Genomic DNA, 23317 nt, shown 5'->3' on the forward strand with positions numbered 1-23317 from the left:
GCCGCTTCGCCGAATTGGACATAGAACATTTATTAGAAGAATTAAGCGATATGAGCAAAAGTGACCGCCGTGAATTGCACAGCCGCTTATTAGTGTTAATTGCCCATTTACTCAAATGGCAGTTTCAATACCAAACACTTGCTGACCGCTGGCGTGAATTCAAAGGGGATAGTTGGCGCGCTACTATTATTGAGCAACGCAACCAAATTGCTGACTTATTTCAACAATCACCAGGACTAAAACCTTTAATCAATGAAGTGATTGCAGGCAGTTATTCTACCGCTGTTAAACTGGCGCATAAAGAAACGCGCCTGCCATTAACAACTTTTCCCGACACCTGCCCCTATAGCGCGGCACAATTATTGGATGATGACTTTTATCCCGATAATATTTTAATAACGGATGTCACTTGCTAACACGCAGCAATCACCGCATTGACAATACGTTCTTGATCTGCACTGGTGAGATACGGGTGCATGGGTAAACTTAATACCCGAGTGGCGGCATAATCACTATTTGGTACAGAGCCATTCGCCGAATACTGCATTAATGCCGGTTGCTGTGTTAATGGTAGAGGATAGTGAATCGCAGTGGGAATGCCCTGTTGTTCAAGCGCTGTGATAACCGATTGACGCTCATCTATTTGAATAGTGTATTGCGCATATACCGAATGATTCTCTGGCGCAATATAAGGCGTTAAGACGCCGGTGTATGCTTGATTCGTGGAATAAGCGCCGTGCTGTTGAAACAGGTCTGAATAACGCTGTCCAATCACCGCCCGCTGTTTAACTTCGTCTGGAAACTGCTCTAGTTTTGCTAATAAAACTGCTGCTTGCAAGGTATCCAATCGGCCATTAATTCCCACGCGAGAATGATAATAACGATGTTCTTGTCCATGATTGCGAATTTGAGTTAACGCTAATGCTAAATTGGCATCATTAGTAAAACAGGCGCCACCATCACCATAGCAACCTAATGGTTTTGAAGGAAAAAACGACGTACAACCAATGGTGGTTAAACCACACGATTTTTTACCATTAAAGACCGCCCCAAAACTTTGCGCCCCGTCTTCAATCACTGGCAAATGATGTGTGGCAGCAATTTGATTAACTGCTTCAATTGCATAACATTGTCCATATAATGACACCGGCATAATTGCTTTAGTTTTTGGAGTGATCGCCTGTGCAATTAACGCCGGCGCGATATTATAAGTTGCGGGATCAATATCAACAAATACTGGAACAGCACCAATCAGTGAAATGACCTCAGCCGTCGCAATGAAACTGAACGCTGTAGTAATGACTTCGTCACCCGCTTGAATCTCTAACGCCAACAGTGCGGCTAATAACGCATCCGTGCCACTCGACATGGTGATGCAATAGTCAACGCCCACAAATTCAGCCAATTTACGTTCTAATTCAGCAACTTCGGCGCCCATGACGTATTGACCGCATTCTAAAACGTTGGTCAAACGCGCCATCAATTGAGGTTGAATTAAATGATATTGGGTTTGCAAATCAATAAATTGCACAGTCGTAGTACCTGATTGATAGATGTTTCATAACCGTTCAAAAAAACCATAAACGCAATCTTTTGTAGCCGGTGTTGTAATCAGAATAATCACTACAACCGGCGGTATTACACGCCTTGACACGATAATAATAACGCGTTCTTATTCTGGCAGAATAATCATCATAGGTGCTATTGCTAGTCACATAACCATTGCCACAGGTGTTAATAGAAGATGATGTGCAGCGAAACACTTGATAAGATGTGGCGCTATTAACTGCTTCCCAACTGACCCGCACCTTGCCAGTATAGCTCCCATCACTAGCGAATACGTTTAATGGAATAGCGGGTAATACTGGCGTGACGGGAGGAGCGCCATCGCTATCTAGCCATTGATATAATGCGGCGTAGTACGCAGTGTCAAAACGTCCGTATTCATCTGGGCTGTTTGAATAATAACAGCTTGATGTGCCGCCGTGTAATTGACCAACCACTTGGCTGTTGACGTTTAATAATGGTGAGCCACTGCTACCTGTTGCTGTCACCCCGCCTGACCAAATGACTTGAATATGATCCGCATTGGCGGTGGTGCTGGGTAAGCAATTATAATAATCCAAACTACTGGTACAATTAAGATAATCGCTTATTTGCCCAAAGCTAATCTTTTTTAGATCAGAATACGGCAGCGTTCTCCAACTACTGAATGGGTGATGAATACCCGTGACTTGATCGCCGATGGTTAATTCAGCATTTGTCCAACCAAGATAGGTAATTCCCTCGGGTGGTTGCGTATTCAACTGCATGAATGCAGTATCAGTTTCGCTATTGTTATATAGCAATTGCGCACCGCCACTTTGATAAGTGTAGCGACTATCCGTTATGCTGCTGTCACATCCGTTCGATTGATAAAACCAATAAGTTTCTAATGTCGAAGCAACGGTTTGTGTGTTAATGCAGTGATTTGCAGTTAAAAAATATGGAATAAAACTGCTATCATCCGTATCATTTAATAATGCACCCGTACAGATCACGCTGCTGCCGTTTTCAGTAAATATGATCGAAGCGACGGCGCTGGCAGCACTACTCCAATCGCTATAGCAACTCACATCTAAATGACAGGATGCAGCGGCACGGACACTGCTCACTGGGTTTTGAAAAAGATAACTTAATTGTGGAATGTGTATCCGTATTGCATCGGAATGAACGTCCGCTGGTAAATAAATAAACACGATTGCTTGTTCACCCAAAATGGTCGGACTCCAATAAGTACGGCTGGCAGTAGACGTGTCACCGCCCGCTTGATTTAATTGAATTAAATGATTAATATCAGCACCCGTACGCGGCGGAGCGATTGGCGTTGCTGCTTCGCTATCAAAAAAAGCAATTTGTGCCGTATCTGGCAACTCATCAATCAATAATCCCAATCGCACACCGACCGCGGCGGTGGCATCAATGCGTATTCCAAACAACTGTTCGTTATTTGGCAAAGTATAGTGCGCAAATACACGTTGTACCGCATCATCTGTATTTAGTTCAGGCAAATCTATTGGAATACCAATAGTCGGTGGATTGGTTGTTGCCGCATTTTGTTGTGCGTCAATTTGCGCTTGATTGCGCGATACCGTAATGATTGGTAAAAGAGGGCGGATGTCATCAATTTGATCAAACACTGGATTGACGTCATTATTAATACGACGACTGTGCGCAATAGGACTAATGGCGCTTGGCACGGAACGAATAACCCGGGGTGCTTCTGTTGCCTGACTCGAAGCGGCCATTATAAATAATATGACAAACACGGGTAATGCAAAAAATAGTTGATGGCTGACAGGGTGTTGAGAAAAAACTGAATGATACATGCTGTTATTCCTAATCAAAATATGATTGTGTGACTATGCTTTTCAATGTTTATCGGAGGCAAAAATCATTCATAACAAGGTTGATAATAACATGAATTTTGGACTCAACTTGATTGTTGAATAGCGCCAAAATGTATGGAAAATTAATGATCTGATGATCTATTGCACATAGCATCCTCTATTCAGAGGATACCCAATTAGCTCACTGACAATCAACCCACTACAAGCGTATATGTTATCCGATTAATGTGCAACTTGGGTACAAATTTGTGTGTGCGCTGTGAGCTATTTTAAGCTAAAATAGTGCGCCGTAATCGTGAATATACTTGCGCGAGTGGCGGAACTGGTAGACGCGCTGGATTTAGGTTCCAGTGGATTATTCCGTGGGGGTTCGAGTCCCCCCTTGCGCACCAATTATTCAATTTTAATTGCTATTTACCATAACTTAATAGTAATTGTTAGGAACGGTGTCTGGATTTATAGATGTGAATGCGCACCATACTGACATGCCCGAGTGTTAATTCAACAGCGGTCACATTAGCAATAAAAATAATCACGCATAATCATTCCAATTCAGGTGTGTAGCTGTCGCGTTATCAACGCATCATAAAGTACACCAAACCTGTTCTAAAACTTCAGCATCATTCAGATATTTTTGAGGATGAACATAACGTGAAGGCAATCATTGGCACTATCATCATTTTTGCATCGGTATTAGGCGGTTTTGCCGCGCAGGGTGGTCACATCATTTCCCTCTGGCAGCCGTTTGAATTCATAATTTTGATTGGTGCAGCCTTTGGCGGTTTTTTAATCTCAAACCCGATGTCAGTGGTAGCGCAATCATTCAAAGCAGTTCCCCGTTTATTTTCTGGAAAAACGTATTCACAAGATGATTACCTCGATGTATTGGGTTTTATGTATGAGTTATTTGTCAAAGCGCGTAAAGAAGGTTTGATGGCGATTGAATCAGATATTGAAGAGCCAGAAGAAAGTCCACTGTTTCAGAAATATCCCAAGATATTAGAAAACCATCACGCGGTTGAGTTTGTGTGTGATTACATGCGCCTTGCCGTGAGTGGCAGCATGAATCCATTTGAATTGGATAATCTAATGGATATTGAAATCAATACGCATCATCATGAAGCTGCTGCTGCCGCCCATGCCGTGCAGCGCGTTTCCGATGGCTTACCCGCATTTGGTATTGTCGCGGCGGTATTAGGTATTGTGCATACTATGGCTGCACTTGACGGCCCATTAGAAGAAATTGGTAAATTGGTCGCGGCAGCATTAGTGGGTACTTTCACTGGTATTTTAGGCGCATACGCATTTGTCGGCCCAATGGCAGTGTTTATGGAACGATTAGCTGATGAAGAAACACGTTTATTATCCTGTTTGCGGGCGTGTATTCTGGCTAATTTTCAAGGTTATAATCCACAAATGGCCGTTGAATTTGGTCGTAAAACTATGACTGCTGAATTACGGCCGAGCTTTATAGAATTAGAAGAACATTTACGCGGCGGTGGCAGTAGTAGTGCTGCTTAATTGTCGTTTGCTTTCATGTATTTGTTCTTTAAACAACTCTTATTACCACCCGCCAATATTCTCGTTTTGTTGTTAATCGGCTTATTATGGTCAAGGTCGCTACGAATACAGCGTTTTATAATGTGGACGGCAACATTCAGTTTAGGTGCATTATCCTTGCCCGTCGTGTCAGCATTACTCATGGCGGGATTAGAACCTTACCCTGCGCTTAAAGCGACTGATTTAATACACACCCCCGCCAAAGCGATTGTCGTTTTAAGCGCCGATCAGATCACCAATGCCCCAGAATTTGGTCAACCCGTTGTCGGTAAATTGACTTTACAACGCTTGCGTTATGCGGCGTGGCTATACCGTCAAACGCACTTGCCTATTATAGTTTCCGGCGGTTCATGTGCGAATGATACGCACAGTTTAGCCCAGTTGATGGCGCATTCATTACGCGAAGAATTTGGCGTGCCGGTAATGGCAATGGAGGAGCAAAGTGTTAATACACGAGAAAATGCTCAATTCACGGCGGACTGGTTAACTGCACATCATATTAAAACCATTTTATTAGTCACTCATGCGTGGCATTTGCCCCGAGCGGTTGCCGCGTTTGAACGTGTTGGTATTGAAGTGATTCCCGCCCCGACGGGATTTGCTTATGATAAAAATAGCCAATTCAAGTGGGATGATGTTTTGCCAACTGCTCAAGCATTGTTAATGAGTTATTATGCGCTGCACGAATACAGCGGGCAACTGTGGTATACAGTTTACGCACGGTTTAATTCGGTTTAATTCGGTTTAGTTCCAGTTATGTCGCGCTCTCGCAATGTCGTACTAATAATGATAATGCAGCACCACTTCATTTGGTTTTTGACTGGGTTATTAGCCAGTTGGAGCATTGTTATTAACAATCCTGTCGTGGCTGCTGAAGCGCGTGGTTTGCCAATTGCATTATGGCGACAGGCGCCACCGAGCTATAAAATTTCACCGCCAGTGCGGCAGCCGTCGCGGAGTAATGATATTGAAACTACTCTATTGACTTATTGCCGAGCGGCGGCGCGGGGGCAGGCGTCAGCCTATTATGAATTGGGCTGGTTATATTTCAGTGGTCATGGTGTAGCGCGTCATCCTGAACGGGCGGCCGGCTGGTTAACACGCGCCGCGGCGGCCGGCGATCATCAAGCAAAACATTTATTAAAACTGCTCGTTGGAATACAGCCGCAGGCGGATACGACCTGTGAACGTTTATTATACCCGCCGCCATTGCCGACAATACCGCGTATTACGGCGGCGCCGGAACGAGTGGTGCAAATCGAAACGCTGGTGCGCACATTTGCCCCGCATTTTAATTTGCATCCTGAATTAGTGATGGCGGTAATTGCGATTGAATCAAACTTTAATCCGCGTGCTGAATCCCCCGCCGGGGCGCAGGGTTTAATGCAATTGATGCCCGCGACCGCGGCGCGGTTTGGTGTGACTGACGTATGGGATGCCAAGAGTAATTTAATTGGCGGCATGATGTATTTAAGTTGGTTATTACGCCGCTATCATGGTGCAATTGAATTAGCGTTGGCGGCTTATAATGCGGGGGAAGGGGCGGTGGATCAATACGCCGGCATTCCGCCTTATACCGAAACGCGCAATTATGTGGCACGCATTACCCGCCAGTTTAATCAGGTGACGGGTGGGGCAAGTGCGTTAATTAAGCCGGGGCGGGCGCCATCACCATTGCAATAAACCCGCCTGGGTTATTAATGATGTTGCGATTAAAATAATGACCTGAGCGACCGCTAAGATTTATCCCACTATTCAGGTCTTTTGTCTATTCACCTTTCATTCAAATCCTATTCACTTCCGTTCATTGCCGCGTGGCAGAGCGCGCACGAGCGGCAATGGCAGCGCGCCGGCTGGTTGGTGCGCATTGCGGCGGCGGGCGATTGCGGTTATGGCGACGCCGCCCCGCTGCCGGCGGCGGGAACTGAGGCGCCCGCCGCAACAGTGTCGCGTTTGCACCACTGGCAGCAGCGCGTCGGGCAACTCAGCGCGGTTGCTGACGATTTGACGGCAATCTACGCGGCACTGGCTGAGTTGGCGGCGGCAGTGCCGAGCGCGGCGCCCGCGGCCGATTGCGCGGTGGAGACGGCGCTGCTCGATCTGTGTGCCAAATTGCGCGGCTGGCCGCTGCGCGGTTGGTTGAGTGCGCAAGCGGTTGAAATTCAATGTATTCCAGTCAACGCAGCACTCGGGGCGGTGTCGAAACAGACCGCCGCGGCCGTGACCGCGAGTGCGGCGCTCGGTTTTCGGGTGTTCAAACTCAAGGTCGGGATAGCGCCGCTGGCTGACGAGTTGCGTTGGTTACACACTGTCGCGGCCGCGCTACCCAGTGACGGGCAGTTGCGGTTGGATGCCAATCAGGCGTGGGATGTTGACACGGCGCAGCAGGCGATCAGGGCACTGCAACAGGCTGATTTACCAATTGAATCTTTGGAAGAGCCGCTTGCCCAGCCGACCGACGCGGCGCTTGTTGCACTTCAGCAACAGTGCGATTTTGCACTAGCACTGGACGAGTCACTGGCGCGGCGCGACTGGTGGACAGCGCCGTTGACCGTGCCGGTGCGGCGGGTGGTGCTAAAACCGAGTGCGCTGGGTGGGTTGCGTCCGACGTTGGCGCTGGCAGAAGCGGCGCTGGCGGGCGGCGTCGAGGTGGTGGTGACGAGTGTGCTGGAATCGGCGGCGGGGATTTGGGCGACGGCGCAGGTGGCGGCGGCGATCATTGCCGAACAATCTGTGTTAAATCAAACAGTTATGCCGCGGACGTTGGCGCAGGGTTTGGCGACGTCCGATTGGTTGGCGCGTGATTTGGGCGCGGCGCCGCTGGTGCGGGCGGGTTATTTGCATTTAAATGATGCGCCGGGCAGTGGATTTGTGCCACATCCAACGTGACACGCTGGTTGGTTTCAACGCCAAAGCGGGTTAAAGTGACCGCTGCATGGCAGACATTTTCTCGATTTCACCGTATGTTTACTGGCATTATTCAAGCACTTGGACAGGTTGTTTGCCGCGAGCCGCGCTCGGGTGACGTGCGTTTGACCGTCGGCTGCACCGCGTTGGATTTAACCGCCGCGCACCCGGGCGACAGTATTGCGGTCAACGGCGTGTGTTTAACCGCAATTGCGTTGACCGCGCACGGGTTTACCGCCGACGTGTCGCGGGAAACGCTGGCGCTGTCCACGCTTGGTAACTTGACCAGCGGGGCGCGGGTGAATGTTGAATTGGCGTTGACGCTCGCCACGCCGTTGGGCGGGCATTTGGTCAGCGGTCACGTTGACGGCATTGGGCAGATTATCGAGCGCCGCGACGATGCCCGTTCACTCCGCCTGCGCATCGCGGTATCACCCGACTTGACGCGCTACATTGCCCGCAAAGGTTCGATTTGCGTGGACGGCGTGAGTTTGACGGTCAACGACGTCGCCGATGCCGCATTTGCGCTCAACGTCGTGCCACACACCCGCTCGCACACCATCATTGATGATTACCGCGTCGGCACTCAAGTCAACGTCGAAGTGGATTTGATCGCCCGCTATTTGGAACGCCTGTTGCACGGTCACGGCGCGGGTTGTCGCGTCACCGAAGCGGCCAGCGCGATCACGCCGGAATTTCTCGCGCAGCATGGTTTTGGGCGGTGAGTGCGGCAATGCAGCTGTGTCACGGTTGCGCTGCTCGCTGACAGTTTCTGCAATAAGAAAATCCGATTCTGACATCAATAAATGTTTAGTTGCAGATAGCCCCGCTCACGAATGAATCATTACATTACGCTGTATTGAGAGTCTATCAAAACTGATCGGCAATGTGAATAATGACAACGCCCACTTTGTACGACTGTGATCTGTACGCCTGGACACAACACACCATTGCGCTCTTGCAACAGGGACAGTTTCAAGACTTAGATGTCGCGCATTTAATCGAGGAATTAGACAGCATGGGGCGCCGTGATCGCCGTGAATTGATCAGCCGCTTAAAAATCTTATTAGCACATCTATTGAAATGGCACTCTCAACCAACTCATCGCTGTGGTTCATGGCGCGGCTCTATTCTGGAACAGCGATTGCGCATTCGTGACGTGTTGCAAGATAGTCCGAGTTTGCACACTTTTATGGCAGATGCAATTGCGGCAGCCTATACGGATGGAGTGCAATTAGCGAGTAAAGAAACAGGGTTGCCGCCGGCGCATTTTCCACTGCAATTCCCCTATTCACCTGCTGATGTATTAAATGATGATTGGTTTCCAATGTGATCCATTTAATCAACTGATGTTTGACAGCTCAATTGTGCAACGCCGGTTTTAATTACAACGCCCATGCTCACCCGCCGCGATTTTTATTTCGATCTGCCCGCTGCGCAAATTGCCCAATACCCATTGCCCGAACGCAGCGCCAGCCGGTTATTAACCTTAAACGGCGCTACGGGTGAATTGACCGACCGCCAGTTCACCGATTTACCCGCGTTATTACACCCCGGCGATCTATTGATATTCAACGCCACGCGGGTGCTGCCGGCGCGGCTGATGGCGCGTAAAGCAACGGGCGGGCGGGTGGAAATTTTGATCGAGCGCCTGCTCTCCAGTCACACCGCGCTGGCGCACTTGCGGGCAAATAAACCGCTGCGCCCCGCGACGCGCTTGCAACTGGTTACTGGTGAACGGCACGACTGGTTACTGGTGGGCGAGCGGCACGACGACCTGTTTGAGTTACAAGCGTTAACCGTTGATTTTGCTGATTTAATGCAGCGCGCCGGTCAGGTGCCGCTGCCGCCGTACATTCACCGCCCGCCCGAGGCGAGTGACGTGGAACGTTATCAAACCGTTTATGCCAAACACGCCGGCGCGGTCGCAGCACCGACGGCGGGGCTGCATTTTGACGCGGCACTGCTGGCGCGGTTGCGCGAGGATGGCGTGAACTTTGGTGAAGTGACGCTGCACGTCGGGGCGGGGACGTTTCAACCGGTGCGCGTCGAGCAGCTTGACCAGCACCAAATGCACCGCGAATGGTTGGAAGTCACGGCGGCGGTGTGCGCGCAGGTGGAACAGACTAAAGCGGCGGGACGGCGGGTGATTGCGGTTGGCACGACGGCGGTGCGCAGTTTGGAAACCGCCGCCGCCGTCACCGGTCAGTTGCAACCGTATCGTGGCGACACGCAGTTATTTATTCGCCCCGGCGATCCATTCCGCGTGGTGGACGCGCTGATGACCAATTTCCACGTCCCCGAATCCACGTTGCTCATGCTCGTGGCCGCCTTTGGTGGGTACGCCGCCGTCATGGCCGCCTACCGCCACGCCGTCGCCAGCGGCTACCGCTTTTTCAGTTACGGTGACGCAATGTTTCTGACACCCGCAGCGGCGCGGTCAACTGCTGACCAGTAACGCCCCGCGACTCGGCACTCAACAGGTACAGATAACTCGCCGCAACCGTCTCCGGCGGCGGATGGTGGTAGGGATTTTCAGCCGGATACAGCGCCCGCCGCATCGCCGTCTGCACCACGCCCGGCTCCAAACTGTTGACGCGCACCTTGCCGGCATCTGCCGTCTCCGCCGCCAACGTCTGCATCAAACCTTCCAACCCACATTTGGCCGCCGCGTAAGCGCCCCAGTACGCCAGTCCGTGCCGCCCGACGCGGTCGGAGGTGAACACGACGGACGCCTCACCGCTGGCATAAAGTAACGGCAGGCAGGCTTGGGTCAGCAAAAATGCCGCTGTCAAATTCACCCGCAACACCCGCTCCCAGTCGCTCGGATCGTAGTCATCAATCCGCCCGAGGTAGGGCGTGTACGCCGCGCAATGCACCAAGCCGTCGAGGGCGGCGAACTCGTTGCCCAGCGCCAGCGCGGTGTTTAAAAACAGTTGCGCGTCGCCGCGTTCCAAGTCGAGCGGCAACAGCGCCGGTTGCGGGGCGCCGCTGGCTTCGATCAGATCATAAGTGCCGTCCAGATCGGTGTCGTCAAAATCAGACACAATCACGGTGGCGCCGTACCGCGCACAGGCGATGGCGACAGCGCGACCGATGCCTTCCGCCGCACCGGTGACGAGGATGCGGCGATTGGCGAGGCAGTCGGCCGCGGGTTGGTATAAATCAGACATGGTCAATTATTCGGGATCAATACAACAGATCACGCCGCCGCTGGGCGTTGGCAGTGGACGAGGTAGTTGACGTCGAGGTCGCGGGTGTCCAGGCGGTAGCGTTTAATCAACGGGTGATAGGTCAGGCCGGTGATGTCGCAGACTTGCAACTCGGCGTGGCGAATCCAGCGGGTTAATTCGGCCGGGCGAATGAAACGCGAGAACGTGTGGGTGCCGGCGGGTAATAACTTGAGCAAATATTCCGCGCCGATAATGGCAAATAAATACGATTTGGGATTGCGATTAAGCGTTGAAAAGAACAGGTGGCCACCGGGGCGGATCAATTGCGCGCAGGCGGCGACAACCGAGGCCGGGTCGGGGACGTGTTCTAATAATTCCATGCAGGTAATGACATCAAAACTGGCGGGATGATCGGCGGCGAATTGTTCGGCCGAGGCGTGGTGGTAATTGACCGCGACGCCCGATTCAAGTGTGTGCAATTCGGCGACGCGCAGCGGCACTTCGCCCATGTCAATGCCCGTGACAGTCGCGCCGGCCAGCGCCATTGCTTCGGATAAAATCCCGCCGCCGCAGCCGACATCCAGCACCGCTTTGCCCGCCAATGGCACGGCGGCGGTGATGTAATCCAGGCGCAGCGGGTTAATGTCGTGTAACGTCTTGAATTCGCTGTTGGCATCCCACCAGCGGGCGGCGAGTTGTTCAAATTTGCGAATTTCGGCGTGGTCAACGTTGGGAATGTGTTGGGTCATCGTGGCAAATGCGCGGTGTGGTGAAGTTGGGTAATGGCTAAAAATGCGGTCGAGCGGCGCGTGACACAAGCGATTGCGGGCGCTGCTGGCGCGGGATTGGTGAGTTGCGGCCACAAAAAAAGGGTTTGCGCTGGTGAAACGTAAACCCTTGTTTGGTCAGTTGGTACCGGGAGCCGGAATCGAACCGGCACGGTGTTTCCACCGTCAGATTTTGAGTCTGATGCGTCTACCAGTTTCGCCACCCCGGCTTGAAAAGTGCATCGAACTGGGCGCTAGTTTAACAGGATCGCGGGGGTGTGCCAATACCAAATTGGCGTCCGTCGGGTGTGCCAGCGCCGTTAAATAGATACCAACGCGCCATCAATTCTACATTTAATTGCGGAACGGTCACTTCAAACGAATTAACCCGTGAAGACGGAATAATTGTTTAATGTGCATTGTTCATTCTCAATATTGATTTGAAATTGCGTCGGATAATCCACCCGCATTAAATACAACCCGTGCGGCGGCGCCGTCACTCCACCCTGCCGCCGATCCCGCAGCGTCAGCAATTGCGCCGTCCATTCGACCGCCCGCTCGTGCCGCCCAATCGCCATCAACACCCCGGCGATGTTGCGCACCTGATGATGCAAAAACCCGTCGGCGCTGATGTCAAGTGTGATGAAATCGCCCCGCTGCTGAATCGTGAGGGCATGAACCGTGCGCACCGGACTCTTGGCTTGACACTGCATTGCCCGAAAACTGGAAAAATCGTGCTGCCCGACCAGCGCCTGTGCCGCCTGCGCCATCGCGGTGACATCCAACCGGTGATGCGTCCACACCGCCCGCTGGTGCATGAGCGCCGAACGGGTCGGGCGGGTCACAATCAAATACCGGTAATGGCGGGCGATGGCGGAAAACCGAGCGTGAAATTCAGCAGCAACGGGTTTGACCCACGTCACGCTGACCGTCGGTGGCAGATGGGAGTTGATACCGAGTAACCACGCTCGCGGCGGGCGCTCGGCGGTGGTCTCAAAATGTGCCACCTGCCCCAGCGCGTGAACGCCGGCATCCGTCCGCCCGGCGCAGTGCAGACGCACCGGCTGCGCCGCGACCTGTGAAACGGCCGCCTCCAAACAGCCCTGCACGGTGACGGCGTGGTGTTGCAGTTGCCAGCCGGCAAAGTCACTGCCGTCATATTCCACGCCCAGCGCGATGCGATACGGTTGCAATTAACTGTTACCCAATTTGGCCAACAACGCCGCCGCCTCAGCGCGTTGCTCATCATTCCCCTCGCGCACCACTTCCTCCAGAATCCCCCGCGCCGCCGCCGGGTCATCCATTTCAATGTACGCAAATGCCAAATCCATCTTGGTCGCCACCTCATCCCACAGCCCCGAATCCATTTGCCACTGCGACGACAGCACGTCACTTGCGCCACTGTCGGGGCCAAACGGCTCTGATTCGGCAAAACGCCCACCACCGCTACTACTCGGCGCAGGCGATGACGGTGTAATCGGAATATCCAGCGGGAGCGGCGGTTCAACTGGCGTGGATTGCGGTGCCGTGGCCGCGGTTGACACAGCGGGTGTGGACACAGGTGGCAACGGCGGTGGTGGCTCGACCTCCGTCGGCGTGGGCAACTGGAAGATCGAATCGGCAACGGATGAGGCCGCGGCGTCGGATAAACCAACCGCATCTTCCAGCACATCGATGTCTAAGTTATCGAGTGCCTCAAACCCCGGCCGCGGGTCATTGGCAACATCGCTCGGGCGCAGTGATGCAATCGGTGGGCTATCATCACCCGCCAACAATTTCTCCAAATCCGCCGCCAAATCCATCGCATCTCGACTGTCACTGATAAAGGCTTCGGAAGTTGTCGGCGCTGGCGCGGTATTCCAACCGGTCGTGCTACCCGTGCTTTCCGATTCGCCCAGCGCATCCAAGTCAGCAAACGGATCCGTGCCACTCAACCCCGCCGCCGCCGCAATACTTTTATCCCACTCCTCGACCGGTAGTGACACCGCCGCCTCGGGCGCGCCGGGTGATAAATCAGCGATGTCCAGCGCCGCCATCCGTTTAGTCGCACTGGACGGCGGTGGTTCAACCACCGGCTCGGCCGTCAACGACTCGTCCCAATCATCAGCCGGATCAAGTTCAAATCCCACCAACGTGTGGGTGACATCCGCACTACTCTCCGGTTCACGGTGGGATGTGACCGGTGCCGGCGGTGATGCAACCGGTGACGGCGGAGCAAGCGCCGATTCACCAATCGGCTGCACCGGTGACGACTGCAACGCAACGGGTAGCGGGTTGGCAACCGGCGCCGCTGTGACCGCTGGAACAGGTGCCGGCGGGGATGCAACTGGTGCCGGCGGTGGCGCTGCGACGATCTCATCTGCCGCCGTTACCGCCACCGCTGCAACGGTCACCGCCGCCGCCGCCGCCACCATTGGCACGGCCGACGATGCAGCGACCGGTGGCACAGGCGCAGGCGCCGCTTCACCAAGCGGCTGCACCGGTGCCGGTGACGACTGCAACGCAACGGGATTGGCAACCGGCGCCGCTGTGATCGCTGGAACGGGGGGCGGCGGCGGTGTTGGTGCAACTGACGGTGTGCTGACCACCACCGCCGGTGATGCCGGCGGGGTAAGCGGTGCCGCTGGTTGACTGAGTAAATTCAACACCTGCCCCCACGCGCTCGGATCGGCGCGATCATCACCCGCCGCCATCATCGTTCCAATCAACTGCAACAAACGGTTGGTATCGCCAGCGCGGGAATACACCTCCGCCAACTTGTACTTGAGTTGCGGCGCCGGCATCGCCTCAAGCGCCCGCTGCAATACCAACTGCGCTTCTGAATAACGCCCGTAAGACAGGAACAAATCGGCTTGTAACAGCGCCGTTTTTTGCTGACCGGTCAACTCAGTCGCCGGCGCGGGTGCTGCTGCCACCGTTGCGGGTGACACGGGCGCCACAGACGGCGGTGCGGCAACCGGCGGTGGTGACGCTAACTCTGGCGCCACCGCCGCGGGTGGTGGTGCCGGACTGACCACCGCCACCACCGGCTCTTTGGTGACGGCTGGTTTCGTGACCACGGGCGCTGGCGCAGAAGCCTCCACCACTGACCCCGGGGGAGTGCGCGTCACCGCAGCGACGATTGGCGCGACCGCCGCAGTTGGCTTGACCACCTCAGCCGGTTTAGCCAACGCCACCGGTTGAGCTGGCACTGGTGCTGGCGCAGGCGGTGGCGTCACTGGCGCAGTCGCACCCGGCGGCACATCCAGCGGCGGCAAATTTAACGTGATATTAAAATCCAACTCCTCTGGGGTTTTGGTGCCCGCCGTGGCCGCTTTAGCGGGGGTGGACGACGTATCACTATCAAGTGCCACCGACGAATCCGCATCCGCCGAAGCCGCCTCTTTTGTCCGCAATGACGAGCGCCGTTTAGGTTTTTTATCCTTCGCCGCCGCCGTTTTTGACGACTTTGACGGTTTATCACCCGATCGTGCCGCGCTGCGCCGATAAATCAAAAACCCCAGCAACGCGGCAATCAAACCGCCCCCTGCACCCAGCGCCCAAATTGGCAGGGCGGCCAGCATGTCCAGCGGTGATGTCGCAGCGGGCGGCGGCGGGGGTGGCGGAATCAACTTGGGTTTGGGCGTCACCGGGACGGGTGGCGGTGCTTGCTCGGCTACCGGCGGCTTGACCACCGTTTCAGTCGCGGGCGGCGTTGCCTGCTGCGGTGGCTTATCCAACGTATCGCCAATGTTATTAAGCCGCGATTCCAATTCTAAAATCCGCTGCCGCATTGCCGCCGCCTCGGGCGTGTCTGCATCAGCAGTCAACGGCGCGGCGGGCGGCGCGGCGTCCGTTGTCAGCGGGGATTCAGTCGCAGTGGGCGGTGATGACTCCGTCGGCGTTGGCGCAGACAATGGCACGACGGGCGTTGCTTCCACTGGCACGGGCGGCGGTGGATTTGCGGCCACGGGCTGGTCAACTGGTGTGTCAGCGGGCGGAATGATCGGTGGATTACTGGCCACCGGCGGGGGCGGTGGTGCAGGTGGCGTCAACTCAACGGGTTTATCCGGCGCGGCAACCGCTTCAGCAATTGGCTCAGGCGCCGCGGCGGGCGGTTTTTTTTTTGACTCAACGGCCGCCGTTGACGTTTCAACTGGTGGCGCCAGCGGCGTATTCCGCACCGGTTCACCCGCCAAGGCGGCTTTAAACTCACGATCCGCCGTCGCCGCATCCAGTGCAAATAACTCCGCGGCCGAGGGAATCACCAACGAGCGCCCCGCGACTAAGTTATTGATTTTACCGCCGCCAAATGCTTGCGGATTGCAACGGTACAGCGCCATCGCCGTTTGCGCCGTCGTGGCACCGTCGGGGGTAATTGAATTGGCTACGCGCCACAACCCCGCGCCAGATTTAATCGGCCCGTAGCGAATAGGAAATGGCGACTCAGGTTCAGGTTCAGGTTCAGGTTCAGCCACTTCGGCCACGGCGGGCGGTGGTGTACTGGCAACGGGTGGCGGCACTGGCACGGGCGCTGGGGGAGTTTCTGCGACCGGCGGCGTGACTGGCGCAGGCGGTGGTGGAGGAGTCACCGCAGCATCTGCAACCGCCGTCGTGGCAGTGGGGGATTCAGATGCTGTGTCAGCGGCCCCTGGCACGGCGGGCGTTTCCGCGGGTGCTTTTGGCGTGGCAACGGGTGGGGGCGGTGGGGTGGTACCCGCTCGCGGCGGGTCAAGCAAAATAGTGTATTCCTTGACCAACCGCCCTTGCGGCCAGACCACTTCGACCAGAAAATCCAAGAATGGCTCGCGCACCGGTTCGCGGCTCGTGACGTGGATAATGGGTTGACCGTTCTCATTAGGCTTGGCTTGGAACTGCAACACCGTCAAAAATTGCGAACGGGGCGCGCCAGCTTTGGCGAATTCTTCCGCGCTGGCCAGTCGCACCTTGACCGTGTCTAATTCGTCCGCTTTGACATCGTACAGCGGGATTTCGCCGTGAAACGGCTGGTTTAACGCCGATTTAGACAGCAAAGTTCCCAGTCCGAGTGACCAGACGCTGGTGCTGACCAGGGTCAGGGCGACGGTTGCGAGTAGAAAAATGCTACGAGCCATGCTCAAGTCCTCAAAGTGCTAACCAATAGTCAAGCGGATAATGGTTGCCCGGGCGTGATTTGACCGGGCAATAACGCGATTACGGTGCGCTAGTCTACCGCGCTAACAGCAAGCGCAACATGCGCCGTAACGGTTCAGCCGCGCCCCAGAGCAGTTGATCGCCAACGGTGAAGGCGGCGAGGTATTGCGGCCCCATCGCCAATTTGCGCAGCCGCCCAACTGGCACGGTGAGAGTGCCGCTCACGGCGGCGGGTGACAGGTCGGTGATCGTCTGCTCGCGCTCGTTGGGAATGACGCGCACCCAGTCGTTGCTGCCCGTCAACAGGGCGGTGATGTCATCCAACGGGATGTCCTGTTTCAATTTGATCGTCAAGCCCTGACTGTGGCAGCGCATCGCGCCGATCCGCACGCACAAGCCGTCCACTGGAATGGGCTGCGATTCACGCCCGAGGATTTTGTTGGTTTCCACCCCGCCTTTCCATTCCTCGCGGCTTTGGCCGTTGTCCAACTGCTTGTCAATCCAGGGAATTAAACTGCCGGCCAGTGGTACGGTGAAACGGTCACGCGGGAGTGCCGCCGAGCGCAGCGTGGCCGTGACGGTGCGGTCAAGGTCTAAAATGCTGCTGTCGGCATCGGCTAAACTCGCCGCCACGCTGGCGTGTAACGCGCCCATCTGCGCTAGTAACTCGCGCATGTGCCGAGCGCCGGCGCCCGAGGCGGCTTGATAAGTCATGGAACTGATCCACTCGACCAGATCACGCCGCAGCAGTTCACCAATCGCCATCAACATCAAGCTGACGGTGCAGTTGCCGCCGATAAACTCGCGTTTACCCGCGTCCAGAGCGCGGTCAATCACCTCGCGGTTGACCGGATCGAGAATAATCGTGCTGTCCGGTGCCAAGCGCAACGTTGAAGCCGCGTCAATCCAGTAGCCGCGCCAGCCGCGTTGCCGCAGCGGCGCAAACACCGCGCTGGTGTAATCGCCGCCCTGACAGGTCAGGATCACATCCAGCTGCGCCAGCGCGTCCAAATCGTGCGCATCCAACAGCGGTTGACAACCGTGACCAACATCCGGCGCGGGTTGACCCTGCTGCGATGTGGTGAAAAATACCGGCTCGGCAATGTGCGCAAAGTCACCTTCCGCCCGCATCCGTTCCATTAACACCGATCCCACCATCCCGCGCCAGCCGATAAATCCAATGCGCTTCATGCCCGCTCCTCACAATTGAACTGTCATAACAAGTAACCGCCCGCCGTTTCATTTTGAATGGTCAGGCCGAATCTCACTATCAATTTTACCCGAATTTATCTCAAATGCCGTTGCTGATAATCAACACTCGTCAAATGGCGCCGCGGCGACTAACTTGTTTCAATCGGGAATGCGGGGTATTTTTAACGCCAGTCTGCCAAGATTTAGGAATTGAGACTACAGTGCGCCAAGCGTAGGCAGAATTGCTTGACCAAAGCGGTGCGCTGGCAACTTTTGGTCACACAACCGAATCAAACACATGAGTCTGGAGCAGATGATCCTCGCGGCGGTCGCCGAAATCTTCCGCGACCAAAATTTCAGCCGCTTTCGCACCTGGGCGCGTGAGACCATCCCCGAACTATTAAGTTTGGACGATGAGCAACTCACGCCCGCCGAACGCGCTCGCCTCGGCGCTTTACTCGGCATCGCAGTTTGGAACGTCACACCGCTCCCGCAATACGGCTACCACCCACAACCCGTCACCCTGCCCACGTCACATCAACCCTGCTTGTGTGGCTCAGGCCGGCGCTTTGCCGACTGCTGCGCCAATCACGGCGACTTACCCGTCATGCCGCCCGATTTAATTTGGGATTTAATTGTCGATGACCTACCCGAAGACGCCATTCAAACCGCCCTGCATCATCACGCCATCCCTGATCATTTATTAGCCCGCGTCGCCACCCGCTGGTTAGAAGCCAATCACCCCGGCCGCGCCGCCGCATTACTCGAACCCTTATTTTCTGGCGCATTAGATCAACTCGACGAACAATTAGAATCAGCATTAGACGTCTTATGCGACGCCTATGACGAACTGGATTACTCCAAGAAAAAACATCAATTCTTATTACGAGTCACCCAAGACGGCAGCCGGATCCTCAAAGCCGCCGCCTGGCAACGCCTCAGCACCATTTCAATTGATACCGGCGAATTCAGCCGCGCCCATGCCGCCTTTGAACAAGCATTACGCCACGCCCCAAATAACCCCGCCAATGCGTTATTAGAAATTACATTACTCGCCGCCCAACATCATAATGATCTGGCACGCGAACGAGCGCGATTTTGGCAACATAAATTCCGCCGAATACCATTAGTCGCCAGTGAGCGCGTCATGACATTTCTCACCCACGCCATCCGCGATCCACAAGGCGCATTAGCCGCTACTCATGCGGGCGCCATGGACCCAGTATTATTAGCTTTGCGCGACTGGCTCGTCGAAGTCATTGAACGCCCATTGCCAGAGTACACCGTAGAATTACACAACCCGCCCGCGCCACTATTCACCGCCACTGATCAAGATATTCCATTATCTTTATTTCAAACGGCACCGTTACCATTATCAAACCCGACCGCGGCGTCAATGGTATTACGCCCACCGCCCGCCATCGTGCAAATAGAACAGCAATGGGTAAAACAGTTCGCCGCATCAAAACCCCATGCGTTACACTTGCGTCCATTAAAAGATAATGATGTTTGGGAACACGCGCACTGGATTCAATTTCTCATTCATCACCCCGCCGCAATTGATAGCTTAGACATCCTTGATGATTTAGCCACAATTATTTATGACCATCCCGAAGGCGGGCTACCCTGGTTGATGCAAACGCTATTACGCCCCGTGTGCGAACGCGCCGTCGCCATGATGACTTTTTGTTTAGCAGCAAATCCCGCCATGCAATTAGCCTGGGCAATTGAAACCAATCGTCCAGCCTTGCGGTTGCTATTCCGTTTATATCTCATTTATGCCGAAGAAGGTCGTGACGATCACGCCATCCTTTTATTAGAACGCCTGCTGCAACTCAATCCACATGACCAACATGGCGTACGCGCTGAGTTAATGAACCATTATTTGCGGCACCATCAAAACGCTAAAGCCATTGTATTAGCACAGCAGTTTCCGCAAGATAGTCTTGCCGAATTAGTTTATGGCGAAGTATTAGCACTCTACCGTTTAGGTGAACACGATCAGGCTGCAGCGGTATTGACAAATGCGATTGAACGCCTGCCGCGTATTCCCCATTTTTTATTACGCAAACGCATTAAACGGCCACTGCCTAATCCCAGCGGGTTCACGCCCGGCAGCGACGATCAAGCCTGGTTGTATCGTGAAGCAATGCGCGATGTTTGGGTCGCAGAGCCGGGGTTATTAGCGTGGATGAAAAAATTGACGGCTTAATTCAAAAATACGCCAATTTCAGTGCATAGAATATGGTGAAACATACACCGGATCAATTAGTGCTGATTAAACAATTCAATAACAATTGTATCACGCCCATCCGTTTTTAACGACAGGATTTGTATTATGAACCAGCGAGCGTCAGGCTGTCATGTGATCTTTACTGGTAAATTACTTGATGGAGTGAATCCAGCGCAGGCAGCGCGTGATTTTGCGGCCGTTTTTAAAGTACCACCGGAAAAGGCGGCGCAATTGATTTTAGACGGACGGGAAAAGATATTAAAGAAAGATGTTGAGCCGGCCAATGCTGAACGCTATCGCACCGTGCTATTGGAAATGGGGATTGAGGTGCGCATTACCAGTAATGATAGCAATGAAACAGGCGTGGCGTATCATTCAAATTTTGATGAAAAATGTCCAAAATGCGGCGCCGAACAGGTGCAAAATGGCGTGTGCCAAGGCTGCGGGATTTTAATTGCACAATACCGCGCCATGCACCCGCAACACGACAACACACCCCCGCAATTATCATTACCCACACCACCCACTTTATCACTCACCAAACCGTCATCACGCTCTGATTTGCCGAATGATGCTAATGAATTGCGTACCACACCGCAGCCCCTACCTTTTCAATTCGGTTGGCAATGGCTCATTATTGCATGGCAACGGTTTCGCATCGCCCCTTGGACCTGGATTGGTGCAATTTTATTAATGCTAACTTTGACGGTTGCGATCAGTTTAGTTCCCGTCATAGGTGGCTTGGTTAATTGGTTATTAGCGCCGGTCTTTATGGGCGGTTTAATGGTCGGCGCACAGGATCAATACAATGGACAGCAGTTTAAACTCAATCATTTATTTACTGGATTCAATTACCACAGCGGGCGGCTCATGCTAATTGGAGTGTTTTATTTATTGGGCGCTATCATAATCGCTGTTGTGGCAGGGATGCTGATGGCACTCAATGTGTCAAGCGGCGATATGACTGCGTTACAACAAAACCCTGAGTTAGTCATTCAAACACTGTGGCCGGCATTAGCCCTAGCCCTGATATTATTTGCTGGATTACACATGGCGTATTGGTTTGCACCGGCATTGGTGACATTGAATGATATGTCGCCTTTAACTGCAATGAAATTAAGTTTTCGCGCCTGTCTTAAAAACTGGTTGCCCTATACGGTATTTGTTGCTGTGAGTATCGCTTTTGCTATTGGTTTAATTGCAGTATTTAGCGTTTTGATCGGTATCATAGTTGCCGTATTACAATTCGTTGGGTTAGATGTCAATAGCGTAGTGGTGATGATGTTATTAACCAGTGTAATGATGATTCCATTGTTGATTATTCTTACTGCGTTATTGGCGATCCTGATTATCTCGGCTCATGTCGCTTATCGCAGTATCTTTTATTCATCACAGCAATAATAACTATAGCCACCGTCATCTTCACCGCGCCGTGATCGCAGTGTGTGACGGCGCGGTTAATTCTAACTTAATTCACCAATTTGTTAATCATCTGAATTAAAAAATTGCACCATATCGGGATCGAGCGTTAATCCAAAACGGGTTTTAGGGCGTTTACCACTACCATGAATTTCATAATGCTTTGCCAATGCCGTACCCAGTGACTTGCGCAGAATTTTATTGACCCCGCTTTTACATTCATTAAAAAACTCTTCGGTCATGCCGTCCTTCGTGAGTGTATTTTTTACACTCTCATGGTGATCTTCTGAACCACCAATCAATTGGTGTTCTCTTAAATACACCACATGCAAATCATCATCCGCCCAGCGCACATCTTCTTGATTTTCTAATAAACGCCGCGCCATTAAACTATAAAAAGCCAATAATTTTGGTGGCATTTTAATCGGTTCACCACTCGCAATCACGCATCCTTGCGCTAAATTAATAGATAATTCAGGTGATTGTTGAGCGCGCTGCGCGGCAATGATGGTCTCCTCAAATCCCGCGTGACCTTGTTGCAACCGCTCTGGTACACCATCACGCAAACGTACGAATGGAATTTCTGCCAGCGTGATTTTGGCGGCGGCGGTGTCCACCAGTTGCGGGTCTGTGGCGCCGGGACGGCGGATTTCGATCACGCGACTGAACGGCGTTGGGTAGAAAAAATCCCAACTAGATTCAAAGGGTTCCGAGACTAGAACGTGCGACAGGCGATCCTGTGGACGACCAAAAAGTGATAACGCATAACCAACGTAATACCCCATCGTTTTGCGCCCGCCGGCGATAGAAACATGTAACGCACTGGCGGGATCGGCGGTTAAATCGCGCACCTGTTCGGCGATCAGGTCAGCCATGCGGATATTGTCCTCGGGAGTGCGGATGTCATTTAATTCAACGCCATTAGCGTCGCACAACACATGAATATTATTGAGATTAAAAGTTATTTCTGGCAACCCATAGTCACGGCGCAGGCGATGAAACCAGCCGGGGTCATCGGATAATAAACTCAAGCGGGCGCGATTGGCGCCTTCACTGGTGGTAATTAAATGAATTTCGGTGGGAATATAAGCGGGTTGTTGCATGACCGCGAGGGCATAAACTGTTTCAGTTAATATCTGCGGTGATAATCCAGTGACAGCCAGCAGAATACGGCGGGAATAGGTGTGTGGTAATGGTGCGATCATTGTTAATCACTCGTGATGATAGATTGATGGTGACACTAGGATGCCTGATTTAGCTGCCGCGTGGTGACATGACAAGGTTGTGAAATGCGAAATAACCCCAGCGTCCAGCAATTAAAAGTCCCGCTCGATCATTATGGCGTTATCGGTATTTTATGGTGGCAATAGATAATAGGTTTTATCCAACATTTGTTCAATCGTGTAGGGACATTCTGGCGGAAATGTTGCGGACGGTAAATTGGTTTGGACAGTTGCTAAATCGCGTACATCATCATAAGCCTCTATTAAAATCTCGGTCAGTTTTGATTCTAACCCAAGCGCTTTTTTCAAGCGGTTTTGAATACGTTGGCGTTGTTCAACAATA

Annotated in this window: 19 protein-coding genes and 2 tRNA genes; 11 read left to right on the forward strand and 10 right to left on the reverse strand. The window is 53.2% G+C overall.

The window, feature by feature from the left end:
- On the forward strand, nt 1-416 hold a 416-nt coding region (locus HUK38_RS12955; RefSeq protein ID WP_182584755.1), incomplete at its 5' end, for a DUF29 domain-containing protein.
- On the opposite strand, the gene HUK38_RS12960 is transcribed toward HUK38_RS12955, so the two are convergent.
- Both HUK38_RS12960 and HUK38_RS12965 read right to left on the reverse strand, forming a co-directional pair.
- On the reverse strand, nt 413-1531 hold the full coding sequence (locus HUK38_RS12960) for an aminotransferase class I/II-fold pyridoxal phosphate-dependent enzyme (protein WP_182584756.1): 1119 nt from the start codon (nt 1529-1531) through the stop codon (nt 413-415). The genes HUK38_RS12955 and HUK38_RS12960 overlap by 4 nt on opposite strands.
- A 37-nt stretch (nt 1532-1568) precedes the next feature.
- Nucleotides 1569-3368 (reverse strand): trypsin-like peptidase domain-containing protein, encoded by a 1800-nt coding sequence (locus HUK38_RS12965; RefSeq protein ID WP_182584757.1) that lies wholly within the window; start codon nt 3366-3368, stop codon nt 1569-1571.
- 328 nt (nt 3369-3696) lie between these two features.
- On the opposite strand from HUK38_RS12965, the gene HUK38_RS12970 reads away from it, so the two are divergent.
- The 8 genes from HUK38_RS12970 to queA all read left to right on the forward strand — a co-directional run bounded on the left by HUK38_RS12970 (nt 3697) and on the right by queA (nt 10314).
- Nucleotides 3697-3781 (forward strand) — tRNA-Leu (locus HUK38_RS12970).
- A 259-nt stretch (nt 3782-4040) separates the two neighbouring features.
- Nucleotides 4041-4910 carry a flagellar motor stator protein MotA gene (motA, locus tag HUK38_RS12975; protein WP_182584758.1) on the forward strand — a complete coding sequence of 290 codons (870 nt, stop codon included), beginning with the start codon at nt 4041-4043 and terminating at the stop codon, nt 4908-4910.
- Nucleotides 4911-4925: 15 nt separating this feature from the next.
- Entirely contained in the window at nt 4926-5687 is a 762-nt protein-coding gene (locus tag HUK38_RS12980) for a YdcF family protein (RefSeq protein ID WP_238787654.1), read from the forward strand.
- A 54-nt stretch (nt 5688-5741) separates the two neighbouring features.
- Nucleotides 5742-6632 carry a lytic transglycosylase domain-containing protein gene (locus HUK38_RS12985; protein WP_182584760.1) on the forward strand — a complete coding sequence of 297 codons (891 nt, stop codon included), beginning with the start codon at nt 5742-5744 and terminating at the stop codon, nt 6630-6632.
- A gap of 81 nt (nt 6633-6713) precedes the next feature.
- On the forward strand, nt 6714-7838 hold the full coding sequence (gene menC, locus HUK38_RS12990) for an o-succinylbenzoate synthase (RefSeq protein WP_182584761.1): 1125 nt from the start codon (nt 6714-6716) through the stop codon (nt 7836-7838).
- A gap of 74 nt (nt 7839-7912) precedes the next feature.
- Nucleotides 7913-8581, forward strand: coding sequence for a riboflavin synthase (locus HUK38_RS12995; RefSeq protein ID WP_182584762.1), 669 nt, complete (start codon nt 7913-7915; stop codon nt 8579-8581).
- Between the two features lie 170 nt (nt 8582-8751).
- On the forward strand, nt 8752-9189 hold the full coding sequence (locus HUK38_RS13000) for a DUF29 domain-containing protein (protein WP_182584763.1): 438 nt from the start codon (nt 8752-8754) through the stop codon (nt 9187-9189).
- Between the two features lie 63 nt (nt 9190-9252).
- Entirely contained in the window at nt 9253-10314 is a 1062-nt protein-coding gene (gene queA / locus HUK38_RS13005; RefSeq protein WP_182584764.1) for a tRNA preQ1(34) S-adenosylmethionine ribosyltransferase-isomerase QueA, read from the forward strand.
- Here the strand turns inward: queA and HUK38_RS13010 are convergent.
- From HUK38_RS13010 to asd, 6 genes are all read right to left on the reverse strand, one after another.
- Nucleotides 10253-11029, reverse strand: a complete 777-nt coding sequence (locus HUK38_RS13010; protein WP_182584765.1) for an SDR family oxidoreductase — start codon at nt 11027-11029, stop codon at nt 10253-10255. The two genes, queA and HUK38_RS13010, sit on opposite strands and share 62 nt — an antisense overlap.
- A gap of 29 nt (nt 11030-11058) precedes the next feature.
- Nucleotides 11059-11778: a bifunctional 2-polyprenyl-6-hydroxyphenol methylase/3-demethylubiquinol 3-O-methyltransferase UbiG gene (gene ubiG, locus HUK38_RS13015; RefSeq protein WP_182584772.1), complete on the reverse strand. Its 720-nt coding sequence runs from the start codon at nt 11776-11778 to the stop codon at nt 11059-11061.
- A gap of 161 nt (nt 11779-11939) precedes the next feature.
- Nucleotides 11940-12026: transfer RNA gene (locus HUK38_RS13020), tRNA-Leu, on the reverse strand.
- 153 nt (nt 12027-12179) lie between these two features.
- Nucleotides 12180-12989 (reverse strand): tRNA pseudouridine(38-40) synthase TruA, encoded by an 810-nt coding sequence (gene truA, locus HUK38_RS13025; RefSeq protein WP_203218669.1) that lies wholly within the window; start codon nt 12987-12989, stop codon nt 12180-12182.
- A complete protein-coding gene (locus tag HUK38_RS13030) occupies nt 12990-16889 on the reverse strand; it encodes a FimV/HubP family polar landmark protein (protein WP_182584766.1) in 3900 nt (1299 codons plus the stop codon).
- Nucleotides 16890-16983: 94 nt separating this feature from the next.
- Nucleotides 16984-18099: an aspartate-semialdehyde dehydrogenase gene (gene asd, locus HUK38_RS13035; RefSeq protein WP_182584767.1), complete on the reverse strand. Its 1116-nt coding sequence runs from the start codon at nt 18097-18099 to the stop codon at nt 16984-16986.
- A gap of 298 nt (nt 18100-18397) precedes the next feature.
- Between asd and HUK38_RS13040 the strand changes: the two genes are divergently transcribed.
- Both HUK38_RS13040 and HUK38_RS13045 read left to right on the forward strand, forming a co-directional pair.
- On the forward strand, nt 18398-20311 hold the full coding sequence (locus tag HUK38_RS13040) for a tetratricopeptide repeat protein (RefSeq protein ID WP_182584768.1): 1914 nt from the start codon (nt 18398-18400) through the stop codon (nt 20309-20311).
- Nucleotides 20312-20437: 126 nt separating this feature from the next.
- Nucleotides 20438-21733: a BPSS1780 family membrane protein gene (locus HUK38_RS13045; protein ID WP_182584769.1), complete on the forward strand. Its 1296-nt coding sequence runs from the start codon at nt 20438-20440 to the stop codon at nt 21731-21733.
- Between the two features lie 83 nt (nt 21734-21816).
- Here the strand turns inward: HUK38_RS13045 and csm6 are convergent, their stop codons facing one another.
- On the reverse strand, nt 21817-22956 hold the full coding sequence (csm6, locus tag HUK38_RS13050; protein ID WP_182584770.1) for a CRISPR-associated ring nuclease Csm6: 1140 nt from the start codon (nt 22954-22956) through the stop codon (nt 21817-21819).
- Nucleotides 22957-23106: 150 nt separating this feature from the next.
- Nucleotides 23107-23317 (reverse strand): DUF29 family protein (locus tag HUK38_RS13055; RefSeq protein WP_182584771.1); only part of this gene is annotated, 211 nt, incomplete at its 5' end.

The organism is Thiospirillum jenense (assembly GCF_014145225.1).
Taxonomy (GTDB): domain Bacteria; phylum Pseudomonadota; class Gammaproteobacteria; order Chromatiales; family Chromatiaceae; genus Thiospirillum; species Thiospirillum jenense.